Genomic DNA, 12,698 nt, shown 5'->3' on the forward strand with positions numbered 1-12,698 from the left:
CTCCTGCCTGAAAAAGGTTCCGGACCATCTTATCCCTTTTGTCCACCGATTCCGGGCCGCCTTATCGCCCGGCCAGCCCGAATTGGGTGATCGCCATCACATAAAACGACCTCTTTGTCGTGAAAGGAGTAATATCAGGGAATCCAGCGACATAGGCTTGAGATCTAACCCCTGCCGCCCGACGAAAGACCCCGCAAAGGTTCAGTAATCTTCATTTGGAGACATCCATGGGTCAGAAAAAAGCACTGCTGATCGATATCACGCTCTGCATCGGCTGCAACGCATGCCAGGCCGCTTGCAAGACCGAGAACAAGCTGCCGGAAGGGGACGAAAAGGCCCTCTCCCTGAGTGCCTTCACCGCCCTGAGCGAGCATGACGGCCTCTTCGTGAGGCACATGTGCCAGCACTGCGATATTCCTACCTGCGTGTCCGCTTGCCCGGTCGCAGCCCTGAAGAAGCAGGCCGACGGCCCGGTCCTCTACGACGGCGAGAAGTGCATCGGCTGCAGGTATTGCATGCAGGCGTGCCCCTTCCACATCCCCCGCTACGAATGGAAGAGCACCCGGCCGGGGATCAAGAAGTGCATCCTGTGCGCCCCCCGCCTGGACAAGGGCCTGCCCACCGCCTGCGCCGAGGCCTGCCCGACCGGGGCCACGAAGTTCGGCGACCGGAACGATCTGCTCATCGAAGCCACGAACCGGATCACCGCCGATCCCGGCAAGTTCGTGCCCAAGATCTACGGCAAGTCCGATGTGGGCGGCACCTCCGTCCTCTACATCAGCCCGGTCCCCTTCGAGAAGCTGGGCTTCGACACCCACCTGGGCCAGGAACCCATGCCCGTCCTGACCATGAACGCCCTGTCCAAGGTACCCAACGTCGTCGGCGTCGGGAGCGTCATGCTCGCCGGCATCTGGTGGATCACCAACCGCCGTGAGGACGTCGCCCGCAAGGAAGACCCGAAGCACGACTCCAACCACAAGAACCGGGGTTAAGCATGAAAACCTTCAAATTCCCCCGCATCACCTTCTGGGGCCTGGTCGCCACCACCCTGATCGTCCTCGGCGTAGGCGCCGCCATCGCCCGGTTCACCCTGGGCCTGGGCGCCACCACGAACCTCACCGACGAGTTCCCCTGGGGCCTCTGGATCGGCTTCGACTTCCTGGGCATCGGGCTGGCGGCGGCCGGCTTCACCATCGTCGCGGCGGTGCACCTCTTCCACGCCAAGGCCTACGAGCCCATCGTGCGCCCTGCGATCCTGACCGCCTTCATCGGCTACCTCCTCGTGGTGCTGGTGCTCGTCATCGACCTGGGCCGCCCCGACCACTTCTGGCACCCCCTGGTGATGTGGAACCACCATTCGGTGATGTTCGAGATCACCTGGTGCGTCATCCTCTACACCACGGTCCTGTCGGCCGAATTCGCGCCGATCGTGCTGGAGAAGTTCAACCTCCACGCCCCCATCAAGTGGATCCACAGCGTGTCCCTGCCGCTGATGATCCTCGGCGTGCTGCTGTCCACCCTCCACCAGTCCTCCTTCGGCTCGCTCTACCTGATCGTGCCCAACCGGCTCCATCCGCTCTGGTACACGCCCCTGCTGCCCATCCTCTTCTTCATCTCCTGCATCGCCTCGGGCGTCTCGATGGTGATCCTGGAGACCCTCGTCCTGTCCCGGAGCGGCCGCACCCTGCTGCCCCCGGAACTCCGGGCCAACCTGGCCAAGATCACCGCCATCGCGCTGGCCGTGTACCTCGTGGTGCGCTTCCAGGACATGTTCACCCGCGGCGCCCTGGGCGAGCTCAAGCACCTGACCTACCACAGCACCGCGTTCTGGTTCGAGATCCTCGTGGGCTTCGTCATCCCCTTCATCCTGCTGATGTCCAACCGCATCCGCCACTCCCGGCGCGGCCTCTACGTCACCACCGTCATGGTGCTGGCGGGCTTCGCCGCCAACCGCATGAACGTGGCCATCACCGGCCTGGAGAGCTATCCCACCCGCACCTACTTCCCGTCCCTTCTGGAAGTGCTCGTCATGACGGGCATCGCGGCCATCGGGTTCACGGCGTTCACCCTCATCGCCCGCTACCTCCCCATCTTCCCGGACGTGGCCCCTCCCGAGCCCGACGAACACCCGTTCTCCAGCCTCACCCCCGCGATGGAAGGGGAATGACATGGGCACGCGCATCGGCACGCGCCTGATCCTGGGGGCCGGCCTGGTTTCGGCCCTGGCCATCGGGCTCATGGCGGGGCTGATCATGCGCTCGCACAACGAAGGCCTGGTCTCCCAGCTCACCCGCAACGCCAACCAGCTGGGCGAGACCATCAAGAGCAGCACCCACTACGACATGCTCGAGAACCGCCGGGACGGCCTCCACAGGCAGATCCGGACGATGGGCACCCTGCGCGGGGAGGGCATCCGCAAGGTCCGGCTCTTCAACAAGGAGGGCCGGATCATGTTCTCCTCGGACAGCGCGGAGATCGGCACCGCCGTGGACAAGCGCGGCGAGGCCTGCTACGCCTGCCACGCCGAGGGCCGCCCCCTGGAGAAGCTGGACGTGAACGCCCGGGCCCGCGTCTACAGGGATGCCGACGGCACCCGGGTGCTGGGGATCATCAATCCCATTCCCAACGAGCCCTCCTGCTACACCGCCGACTGCCACGCCCACGCCGCCTCCCAGCGCGTGCTGGGCGTCCTGGACGTGAACGTCTCCATGGCCGAGGCCGACAAGGAGATGGCCAGAGGCCGCCAGGTCATGGCCGGCTTCGCGGCCCTGGCCATCCTCTGCAGCAGCCTCATCATCTGGTGGCTCAACCGCAAGCTGGTGGTCCGGCCCGTGGAGGCCCTCATGGAGGGCACCCTCCGGGTGGCCCAGGGCGACCTGGCCACGGTCATCAAGGTGGAGGGCCACCACGAGCTCAGCCATCTGGCCGAGGCCTTCAATGCGATGACGAGCCAGATTTCCGAAACCCGGCTCCAGCTCACCCAGGCCGACAAGCTCGCCTCCGTGGGCCGGCTCGCCGCGGGCATCGCCCACGAGATCAACAATCCCCTCACCGGGGTCCTGACGTACGCCTCCCTCATGGCCAAGCGTCTTCCGGAAGGGGACCCCAACGCCGAGGACGTGGAGGTCATCGTCCGCGAGACCAAGCGCTGCCGGGCCATCATCAAGGAGCTCCTCGACTTCGCGCGGCCCGCCCCCCCCTCCCGCAGGCCGACGGACCTCAACGAGGTGGTGCGCCACTCCCTGGCCGTGGTGATGAACCAGCTGAGTCTCAATCACATCAACCTGGCCCTGGACCTCGCCCAGGACCTGCCGGAAGCCTACGCCGACGGCAACCAGGTGCAGCAGATCGCCGTGAACCTCCTCCTCAACGCCGCGGACGTCGTGCAGCCCGGAACCGGCCAGATCCGTCTGGCCACGCGGGTCTTCGACGACGCGTTCGTGGAGCTCCAGGTCACGGACAACGGCTCGGGCATCGCCCCCGAGGACCTGCCCCACCTCTTCGAACCCTTCTTCTCCACCAAGGGGAACCGCGGCACGGGCCTTGGCCTGGCCGTGACCTGGGGTATCGTGGAGAGTCACGGCGGCTCGATCGACGTCCAGACCGAACTGGGCAAGGGCACCACCTTCTCGATCCGCATCCCCATTCTCAACCCTGAAGCCGGAATCTCCCCATCCTGATAGGAGTCATTGCCATGACCGTGCTGCTCGTAATAATCATGCTGCTCGCCTTCGTGGGCATCGACTACCTGGTGCGCGAGACCACCCGCCGGATGCGCGAGAAACGCCAGCGGGCCGCCCGCGAGGAGATCCTCAAGGTCGCCATCCGCCTGGACATCGCCGGCGAGGTCAAGACCCTCAAGCGCATCGAGGTCCCCGAGCCCCGCGCCCGCATCCTCGCCGTGGACGACGAAGGCATCGTGCTGGATTCCTTCCGCCGCATCCTCGTGCTGGAGGGCTACAACGTCGACACCGTCGAGAACGGCCCCGAGGCCCTGAACCTCGTCCAGCGCCACGACTACGACTTCGTCTTCACCGACCTGAAGATGCCCATCATGGACGGCGTCGAGGTCGTCAAGGCCGTCAAGCACCTCCGTCCCGACGTGGACGTGGTCGTCATCACCGGCTACGCCACCATCGAGACCGCGGTGGAGACCATGAAGCACGGCGCCTCCGAATACGTGCAGAAGCCCTTCACCGCCGAGGAGCTCTCCGAATTCGTCAACCGCCTCCTGGTCAAGCGCCAGTCCCGCCTGGAAGGCCAGAAGGAGCCCACCGTCCGCATCGTCTCCCCCACCCAGGCCGAGAACGCCCCCGCCGGCGAGTACTGCGTCCCCGGCGGCTCCTTCATCTCCCCCGGCCACGCCTGGGTCCGCATCGAGCCCGACGGACAGGTGCGGGTCGGCGTTGACGACTTCGCGCACAAGGCCCTGGGCGAAGTGAGCGAGGTTGTCCTGCCCGATCCCGGCAAGACCTTCCAGGTGGGCGACCCCCTCTTCTCCTTCAAGCGCGGCGCCGAGGAGATCCGGTTCTTCGCCCCCATCACCGGGAAGGTGGTCGAGGACAACGCCCGGCTCAAGGCCGAGCCCTTCCTGGTGGCCAGCAGCCCCTACAAGGACGGCTGGGTCTGCCGCATCAAGCCCGCCGACCTGGCTTCCGAACTCGGCGCGCTGCGCATCGGCCGCCCCGTGGTCGAGTGGTACGGCGAGGAGATCAAGCGCCTGCGCGAGCTCAAGGTCGAGAACAACGGCCAGGACCTCGCCTGGGGCACCCTGGAGACCCGGTTCCTCAAGTAGAAGACCCGGAACGGAGAAACGGCCCCCTTCCAGGGGGCCGTTCGCGTTTCCGGCTGCATGTAACACTTATGACAGAGCTCTTGAATTATTGAAGGTAAGCTAGTCCTTCCAACCGCCAGGGGGTAGCCATGAAGTTCCTCGATGCGCTCAGGACCGTCCTCGTTCTCGCCGCCTGCGCGTTCGCACAGGCCCAGACCGACGTCACCGTCTACACGTACAACGACCGGCCCCCCTTCGTGGTGGACAAGGCGAAGCAGGACGGCCTCGAGTACCGCCTCTGCCAGTGGCTGACGAAGGAGAGCCGGACCTACCGCTTCACCCTCAAGGTGGTCACGGCCCCCGAGGCCAAGGCCATGGTGGACAAGGGCGAACTCAAGGGCGTCCTCCTGGGCGTCAACAAGGTCTGGTTCCCGGAACCGGTGCGGGCCGCCAGCCTGTGGACCCCCGCGATCCTGTGGGACCGCAACCTGGTGGTGTCCCTCGACGCGAAGAAGGTCGAGTACGCCGGACCCGCGTCCCTGGCGGGCCTGAAGCTCGCCGGCGTCGGCGGCTACGCCTACCCCGCCCTGACCGAGGCCGTGAAGGAGGGCCGCATCCAGCGTCTGGACTGCGGATCCGAGATCCTGGCCCTCCAGGCGGTGGCCGGAGGCAAGGCCGACGTGACCATCGTGAGCGAGTGGACGCTGATGTACGCCCAGCTCCGCCTGGACATCCCGGGCAACTTCTACCAGTCCAACAAGCCCTTCCTGGAATTCGAGCGGGTCATCCTCGTGCCGCCCGCCCAGAAGGAGCTCTACGAGCACCTGGTGAAGCTGCTCACCGACGTGCGGAAGAACGCCGGCTGGCAGGAGGCGACCTCGCTCTGAGCCGGGCCTGACGCGGAAACGCCGGGGCCCAGGGGCCCCGGCGCCGGATCCGCACGCTGATCCTAGAAGCCGGCCTTGTTGGGATACGCGGGCTTCGCGGGGTGTTTGGGCGGATTCTTCCTCAGGGCGTCCTCCACTTCCCTGATCGCCCTGTCCAGCTGCGGATCCTTGCCCTGGGCCGTGAGGGCCGGGTCGTCGATCACCTCGATGTCGGGGTCGACGCCGTGGCCCTCGATCATCCACTTCCCGTCGGTGGAGTAGATGCCGAAGGTGGGCACGGTGATGTTCCCGCCGTCGATGAGGGCGGGGGCGCCGCTGATGCCGATGAGGCCGCCCCAGGTGCGCCGCCCGATGAGGGGGCCCAGGCCCGCCTGGCGGAAGTAGAAGGGGAAGCAGTCGCCGCCCGATCCGCTCCAGCCGTTGATGAGCATGGCCATGGGGCCGTTGTGGGCGGTGACGGGCCACTGCCAGTCCTTGCCGTCCCGGACGCCCCAGTAGTTGAGGACCTTCCGTCCCAGCAGCTCGGTGAAGCGGTCGGGGATCTGGCCTCCGCTGTTGAAGCGCTCGTCGATGACGAGGCCTTCCTTGTCCCACTGGCCCTGGAACTGGCGCACCAGGTCGGTCTGGCCGCCGATGCCGGTGTCGGGGACGTAGATGTAGCCGATGCGGCCCCCCGAGGCCTTGTCGACGTAGGCGCGCATGGCCTCCACCCAGGCCTGGTAGCGCAGCGGGCCTTCGTTGCCGATGGTGTCGACCAGGATGTCCCGGGCGCCTTCCCTGCCGGGCTTGTCGTTCACGGTCAGGAGCACGGTCTTGCCCGCCAGGCCCTGGAAGGCGGCCCAGGGGTCCGATTTCGTGTCCAGGGCCACGTGGTCCACCGCCAGGAGGTAGTCGCCTTCCTTGACGTTGAGGCCGGGCTGGGCCAGCGGCGCCTTGGCGGCGGCGTCCCAGGAGGCGCCGCGCAGGATCTTCTTGATGCGGAACTGGCCGTTCTCCAGGGCGAAGTCCGCCCCCAGGAGGCCGACGGCGCGCCTCTGCGGCGTCTCCACGTCCCCGCCGCCGCGGTAGGCGTGGGAGGCGTTCAGTTCGGAGATGAGCTCGCCGATGACGAAGTTCACGTCCTCGCGGGTGGCGCATTCGTCCAGGAGCTTGCCGTAGCGGGCCTTCATGACCTTCCAGTCCACCCCGTGCATGGCCGGATCGTAGAACAGGTCCCGCTCCAGGCGCCAGGTGTCGTTGAAGATCTGCCGCCACTCCGCGGCGGGGTCGACCTCCATGGGAAGGTCGGCGGTGGGCATCTTCTTGTCCAGCTTCTGGTCGGCCTTGATGTCCAGGAAGGCATAGGTGTCCTTGCGCTTCACCAGGACCTTGCCGCCTTCGGCGGCCACGGCCGCGCCGTCCACGTCGGCCAGGATCGTCTTCTCCTCCCGCTCCTCCAGGTCGTAGAAGTGGAGGTTGCCCTTGGATTCCCCGTCGGGGTTCTGCTGGGGGATGCGCCGGTAGACCAGCTTGCCCTTCACGGCGGCCAGGTCGGCGATGTTCCCGGCGGGCGGGGGCAGCAGGACCATGCGGCCCTCGAGGCCGTCCAGGTCGATGTCCACGGGCTTGGGGGCGGGCTTGTCGGCCTTCTTCTCGGCTTTCTTCTCGTCCTTCTTGTCGTCCTTCTTCTCATCCTTCTTGTCGGCGTCGGCGTCGTTGCGCGCCGCCACCGGCGAGGCCACGTCCTTGCGGAGGGGGATGGCCGCCAGGCGCGTGGTGTTGGCGTAGACCCAGGTGGGGTCCAGGTCGCTGTAGGTGGGGCTGAAATTCTGGCCCGTGGTGAGGAACAGGTACTTCCCTTCCGGGTCGAAGGCCACGTCGCCGGCGCTGTAGTAGGGGGAGGTCGCCTGGGTGACCTTGCCGTCCCGGGTGTCGTAGAGCTTGACCACGCCGTTGCGCCGGGGGGAGTCGATGACGTACCCGAACCAGCGGCTGTCGGAGGACCAGCTGCCCCGGAACTGCTCCATGCCGCCATCCATCATGAAGAAGCCCTTGTCGATGGCCGTGACCTTGCCCGTCTCAAGCTCGCAGACGTGGATGCGCATGGCCTGGTCGCCGAAGACCACCCGCTTGCCGTCGGGGGACCACTGGATGTTGTAGCGGAATCCGGGCCCCAGGTGGGTCACCTGGCGCTCCTCCCCGGAGCCGTCCGCGGCCTTCAGGCAGAGTTCGTACTCGCCGCTGCGGTCGCTGAAATAGGCGACCTGCCTGCCGTCGGGGGAAAGGGAGGGGAAGCGCTCGGCGACGCCGGGCGTGTGGGTGAGGTTCATCACGTAGCCCCGCTCCGCGGGCACCGAGAACACCTCGCCCCGGGCCTCGAACACGGCGCGTTTGCCCTGGGGGGAGGGCGAGGCGTTGCGGATGAGCTTGGAAGCGTTGTCCGTGCGCGGCTTGAGGGCGGCGCGATCGGTCACCGCCTCCACCTTCACCTCGGAGATGCTTTCCGTGGCCAGGTCGATGCGGTGGAGCCGGCCCCCGGCCTCCAGGACGATGTCGCTCGGGCCGATGGCCGGGAAGTGGGCGTCGAACTCCTTGAAGAAGGTGATCTGCTTGAAGGCCTTGGTCTTCATGTTGTAGGACCAGACGTTGCCGCGCTTGACCGCGTCGCGGTCCGACAGGAAATAGAGGGTGTCGCCGTGCCACATGGGCATGGAGTCGTTGGACCCGCCTTCGCTGGGGAGGCGCAGGGACGTCTTCTTCTCCAGGTCGTAGAACCAGATCTCCGAGGCCATGCCGCCCCGGTACCGCTTCCAGGTGCGGAAATCGGTGGAGATGGGCATGTAGGCCAGGGTCTTCCCGTCGGGGGAGAGCGCGCCGAACTCCCCGTAGGGCACGGGCAGCGCCTGGGGGAGGCCGCCTGCCTTGGGCACGGTGAAGAGCTTGCTGAACCGGTCCCGGCCCGATTCCATGCCCGAGGCGAAGAGGATGGACTTCCCGTCGGGGGTCCAGCCCACGACCCGGTCCGGGGCGGGGTTGTGGGTGACGCGCACCGGCACGCCCCCGCCCACGGGCATGACGTAGACATCCATGTTCCCGTCATAATTTGCGGAGAAGGCGATCTCCTTGCCGTCGGGCGAGAACCGGGCGAACATCTCCTCCCCCTTGGGGGTGGAAACCCTCTGGGCAAGGCCACCGGTCTTGGCCACGACCCAGATGTCGGACGCGTAGGTGAAGGCGATGCGGGTGGCCGAGACATCGGGATACCGCATTAATCTCGCATCGATCTGGGCGTGGGCGGAGGCCCCCGCCGCCAGCACCATGGGCACCGTCAACCAGGTCAACGAACGCATAGCTATCTCCTGCAGGATGGATTCCTGCAAGGGTAACGCCGGAAGGGGGCCCGGGGTTTAGCTAGTCGGCCAGGGTGGAGAGGTCCCCCGGGTCCTCGCCCATCTCGATCGCCTTGAGGTAGCGGCGGACGATCTTCCCGGAGCGGGTCTTGGGCAGCGACGTGCGCACCTCGATTTCCGAAGGCGTCGCGATGGGGCCCAGGTCCTGGCGCACGTGGTCCTTCAGCGAGGCCAGGAGGCCGGGTCCCTGCTCGACGCCCACGCGCAGCACGACGAAGGCCTTGATGCGCTCACCCTTGACGGGGTCGGGGAGGCCGATGACGGCGGCTTCCGCCACGGCGGGGTGGCGCACCAGGGCGCCCTCGACGTCCGCGGTGCCGATGCGGTGGCCGGCCACGTTCATCACGTCGTCGGACCGCCCCAGCACGGCGAAGTAGCCGTCGGCGTCCTTCACGGCGATGTCGCCGGCCGTGTAGACGCCGCCCGGCACCTGGTTCCAGTAGCGCTCGTAGCGGGGGTGGTCGCCCCACACGGTGCGCATCATGTAGGGCAGGGGCCTGCGGAGGATGAGGAGGCCGCCGGACCCGGCGGGAACGGGGTTGCCTTCGGCGTCCACCACCTCGGCGGCCACGCCGGGCATGGCCTTGCCCACCTTGCCCGGGCGGGCCTCGAACGTCGGCAGGGTGCCCAGCACCGGCGCGGCGATCTCCGTCTGCCACCAGTTGTCCACGACCATGCCGTTGCTCTGGCCCGCCAGGTGCTTCTGGGCCCAGTGGTGGGCCTCGGGGTTGAGGGGCTCTCCGGCGCAGGCGATGAGGCGCAGGCGGGAGAGGTCGTACTTGGCGGGGGCCGAGGGCCCGTGGCTCATCCACATGCGGATGGCCGTGGGGGCCGTGAACATCAGGTTCACGCCGTACCGCTCGCAGAGCTCCCAGGTGACCTCGGCGCTGGGGTAGTCGGGCACGCCCTCCCGGCAGAACACCGTGGCGCCGCAGGAGAGGGGGCCGTAGACGATGAAGGAGTGCCCCACGATCCAGCCGATGTCCGACGTGCTCCAGTAGATGTCCCGGTCGGTGATCTGGAAGAAGGCGCGGGCCAGGTAGGTCACGCCCACCAGGTAGCCGCCGGTGGCGTGCACGACGCCCTTGGGCTTGCCGGTGGTGCCGGAGGTGTAGAGGATGAACAGCGGATCCTCCGCGTCCATGGGCTCGGGCGTGCAATGGATGCTGTGGGCCTCCTGGCAGTCGTAGAAGTCGTGCTCGCGCTCGGACTCGAAGGTGAAGGGCTCGTCCCCGGGCCGGGAGCCCCGGCGGTGCACGATGACGTGGTCGACGCTGAACAGGTCGCGCACCGCCTCGTCCACGGTGGGCTTGAGGGGTACCTTCTTGCCCCGGCGGAACGTGAAGTCGGAGCACACGACCAGCTTGGCCTGGCAGTCCTCGATGCGCGCGCGCAGTGCCTGGGTGCCCATGCCGGCGTAGACGACCGAATGGATGGCGCCGATGCGGGCGCAGGCCAGCATGGTGATGATCCCCTCGGGGCACAGCGGCATGTAGATGATGACCCGGTCGCCCTTCTTGACCCCCATGTTCTTGAGGGTGTTGGCGAAGCGGTTCACCTCCCGGTAGAGCCGGCCGTAGGTGTAGGCGTGCTCCTCGCCGTCCTCGCCCACCCAGATGAGGGCGGCCTTGTTGCGGCGCTCCGAGTACACGTGGCGGTCGATGCAGTTCACCGTCACATTGAGCTTTCCGCCGACGAACCACTGGTGCGCGGGGGGGTCGAAGTGGCTGACGGCGGTGTAGGGCTCCATCCAGTCCACGAGCTTGGCCCGGTCCGCCCAGAAGCCGTCGGGATCGGATTCCGCGTGGGCCCGCTCCACCGCGTCGTTGGCGAGGTGGGCTTGGCGGGAGAGCCAGATCGGCGCGGGAATGACGTTCTCGTCCCGCTGCAGGCGCTGGATCGCGGCCTGCTGGGATTCGCTCAACTGCGCTGCAACATGAAGGTCGTCACGGGGTCCGGTGGCCATGCGATCAGCTCCTTTGTTGGGAAGTGACCCCGATGCTAGACGCAATCTCATAATAGTCGATGGGAAACTCCTGAAAGTTTCCCCGTGGGCCATGGTGAAATGGAGGTTCCCCCTTGTCGAGGTCGTCCATGCCCGTGCTAACCGATCCATTCCAATACAAAGGCCTCCGCCTGGGCAACCGGCTGGTAATGGCCCCCATGGCCACCGGCATGGCCGAGGGCCACCGGGCCACCGAGGCCCAGGTCGAGTGGTACCGGCAGCACGCACGTTCGAGCGTGGGCCTGGTCATCGTCGAAGCGACCGCCATCCTGCCCGACGCCATCATCCTGCCCCGGAACCTGGGCGTCTGGGAGGATGCCCAGATCCCCGGCCTCGCCGCCATCGCCGGGGCCATCCAGGCCGGAGGGGCCGCCGCGGTCCTCCAGCTCGTCCACGGCGGAGGCCGCTCCGTGCGGGCCGACCCGGCCGCGGAGCGCATCGCGCCCTCCCCCGTGGCCCTCCTGCCCGGACCCGCGCCCCGGGAGATGACCGAGGCCGAGATCCAGGACGTCATCCGCGCCTTCGCCGAGGGCGCCGCCCGGGCCCGGCGCGCCGGGTTCGACGGCGTGGAGATCCACGCCGCCCACTACTACCTCCTCTCCCAGTTCCTGTCGCCCCGCACCAACCACCGCACCGACCGGTGGGGGGGGAGCGAGGAGAACCGCTTCCGCCTGGGCATCGAGGTGGCCAGGGCCGTGCGCCTCGCCGTGGGCCCCGACTGCCTCGTCTTCTGCCGCATGCACAGCGTGGAGAACGTGGAGGGCGGGCTCGGCACGGACGAGGCCGTCCGTTTCGCCCAGGCCCTGGAGGCCGCGGGCGTGGACGTCATCGACGCCTCCGGCATCGGCCAGTCCAGCCTGGGCGACTGGGAGGGCCAGCCCTTCCTCAACACCAGCTCCGTGCCCCCCAAGGGCTCCCCCGGGGGCTCCTACGCCGCCTCCGCCAGGCGCATCCGCCAGGCGGTGGGGATTCCCGTCATCACCGTGGGCAAGCTCTCCGGCCCCGGTCTCGCCCAGCGCGTCCTGGACGCGGGCCAGGCCGACCTGGTGGCCCTGGCCCGGCCCCTCATCGCCGACTTCCGCGTGGCGGAGAAGCTCCTGGCGGGCCGGGACGCGGAGATCGAGCCGTGCCTGGAATGCCTGTCCTGCTTCGCCTCCATCCGCAAGGGCTCCATCCACTGCGCCGTGAACAAGGCCCTCTGACCTACTTGCGCAGGCTGGCCATGTAGGCCGCGGGTCCCTGTCCCGTGGCGTAGCCCTGGTGCCTCGCCAGCTCCTCTCCCGTCCCCGACAGCACGAGGACCGTGGGGAAGCCCGAGATCCGGTACTGCTCCTTGAGCGCCATGAGGGCCTTGAGGGCGGGATCGGCGGCGATCCGCTCCGGGGTGCGCCCGCTCATGCGCGGGTAGTCCAGCTTGAGCAGGACGTAGTCCCTGGCCAGGCCCGGGAAGGCCGGGGTGGAGAACACCTCCTTGTCGAGCAGGACGCAGTAGGGGCACCAGCCCGAGCCCGTGAAATCCGCCAGGATCTTCTTGTTCTGGGCCACGGCCGCGGCCTTGGCCTGGGCCAGGTCGGTGAGCCAGGCCGGCTCCTGGGCGGCGGCGGGGAGCAGGAGGGCGAGGCAGAGCGTGAGGATGCGCATGG

Annotated in this window: 9 protein-coding genes; 6 read left to right on the forward strand and 3 right to left on the reverse strand. The window is 67.7% G+C overall.

Features of this window, described 5'->3' with window-relative positions; genetic code table 11:
• The first annotated feature begins 227 nt into the window (after positions 1-227).
• The 5 genes from RAH40_RS17605 to RAH40_RS17625 all read left to right on the forward strand — a co-directional run bounded on the left by RAH40_RS17605 (position 228) and on the right by RAH40_RS17625 (position 5,661).
• A complete protein-coding gene (locus tag RAH40_RS17605; protein ID WP_306598900.1) occupies positions 228-992 on the forward strand; it encodes a 4Fe-4S dicluster domain-containing protein in 765 nt (254 codons plus the stop codon).
• A gap of 2 nt (positions 993-994) precedes the next feature.
• The gene (gene nrfD, locus RAH40_RS17610) at positions 995-2,167 is read left to right on the forward strand and encodes an NrfD/PsrC family molybdoenzyme membrane anchor subunit (RefSeq protein ID WP_306598901.1); all 1,173 of its coding nucleotides are present in this window, start codon (positions 995-997) and stop codon (positions 2,165-2,167) included.
• A gap of 1 nt (position 2,168) precedes the next feature.
• Positions 2,169-3,680, forward strand: coding sequence for a sensor histidine kinase (locus RAH40_RS17615; protein WP_306598902.1), 1,512 nt, complete (start codon positions 2,169-2,171; stop codon positions 3,678-3,680).
• Between the two features lie 14 nt (positions 3,681-3,694).
• Positions 3,695-4,795 (forward strand): response regulator, encoded by a 1,101-nt coding sequence (locus RAH40_RS17620; RefSeq protein ID WP_306598903.1) that lies wholly within the window; start codon positions 3,695-3,697, stop codon positions 4,793-4,795.
• Between the two features lie 128 nt (positions 4,796-4,923).
• On the forward strand, positions 4,924-5,661 hold the full coding sequence (locus RAH40_RS17625; protein ID WP_306598904.1) for a transporter substrate-binding domain-containing protein: 738 nt from the start codon (positions 4,924-4,926) through the stop codon (positions 5,659-5,661).
• Between the two features lie 62 nt (positions 5,662-5,723).
• Here the strand turns inward: RAH40_RS17625 and RAH40_RS17630 are convergent, their stop codons facing one another.
• Positions 5,724-8,990 carry a S41 family peptidase gene (locus tag RAH40_RS17630; RefSeq protein WP_306598905.1) on the reverse strand — a complete coding sequence of 1,089 codons (3,267 nt, stop codon included), beginning with the start codon at positions 8,988-8,990 and terminating at the stop codon, positions 5,724-5,726.
• Positions 8,991-9,051: 61 nt separating this feature from the next.
• A complete protein-coding gene (gene acs / locus RAH40_RS17635; RefSeq protein ID WP_306598906.1) occupies positions 9,052-11,016 on the reverse strand; it encodes an acetate--CoA ligase in 1,965 nt (654 codons plus the stop codon).
• Between the two features lie 128 nt (positions 11,017-11,144).
• Here acs and RAH40_RS17640 point away from each other — a divergent pair, with 128 nt between their 5' ends.
• Complete coding sequence (locus RAH40_RS17640; protein WP_306598907.1) at positions 11,145-12,257, forward strand: NADH:flavin oxidoreductase; 1,113 nt, start codon at positions 11,145-11,147, stop codon at positions 12,255-12,257.
• A gap of 1 nt (position 12,258) precedes the next feature.
• Here RAH40_RS17640 and RAH40_RS17645 read toward each other — a convergent pair whose 3' ends face one another.
• Complete coding sequence (locus tag RAH40_RS17645; RefSeq protein WP_306598908.1) at positions 12,259-12,696, reverse strand: thioredoxin family protein; 438 nt, start codon at positions 12,694-12,696, stop codon at positions 12,259-12,261.
• Positions 12,697-12,698 lie beyond the last annotated feature (2 nt).

Source organism: Geothrix sp. 21YS21S-2, assembly GCF_030846775.1.
Classification (GTDB): domain Bacteria; phylum Acidobacteriota; class Holophagae; order Holophagales; family Holophagaceae; genus Mesoterricola.

Excerpts from the sequence above, each read along its gene's own strand:
- nrfD (WP_306598901.1), top strand. The coding sequence starts at position 995 with ATGAAAACCTTCAAATTCCCCCGCATCACCTTCTGGGGCCTGGTCGCC.
- acs (WP_306598906.1), bottom strand. The coding sequence starts at position 11,016 with ATGGCCACCGGACCCCGTGACGACCTTCATGTTGCAGCGCAGTTGAGC.
- RAH40_RS17615 (WP_306598902.1), top strand. The coding sequence starts at position 2,169 with ATGGGCACGCGCATCGGCACGCGCCTGATCCTGGGGGCCGGCCTGGTT.
- RAH40_RS17630 (WP_306598905.1), bottom strand. The coding sequence starts at position 8,990 with ATGCGTTCGTTGACCTGGTTGACGGTGCCCATGGTGCTGGCGGCGGGG.
- RAH40_RS17605 (WP_306598900.1), top strand. The coding sequence starts at position 228 with ATGGGTCAGAAAAAAGCACTGCTGATCGATATCACGCTCTGCATCGGC.
- RAH40_RS17640 (WP_306598907.1), top strand. The coding sequence starts at position 11,145 with ATGCCCGTGCTAACCGATCCATTCCAATACAAAGGCCTCCGCCTGGGC.
- RAH40_RS17625 (WP_306598904.1), top strand. The coding sequence starts at position 4,924 with ATGAAGTTCCTCGATGCGCTCAGGACCGTCCTCGTTCTCGCCGCCTGC.
- RAH40_RS17620 (WP_306598903.1), top strand. The coding sequence starts at position 3,695 with ATGACCGTGCTGCTCGTAATAATCATGCTGCTCGCCTTCGTGGGCATC.
- RAH40_RS17645 (WP_306598908.1), bottom strand. The coding sequence starts at position 12,696 with ATGCGCATCCTCACGCTCTGCCTCGCCCTCCTGCTCCCCGCCGCCGCC.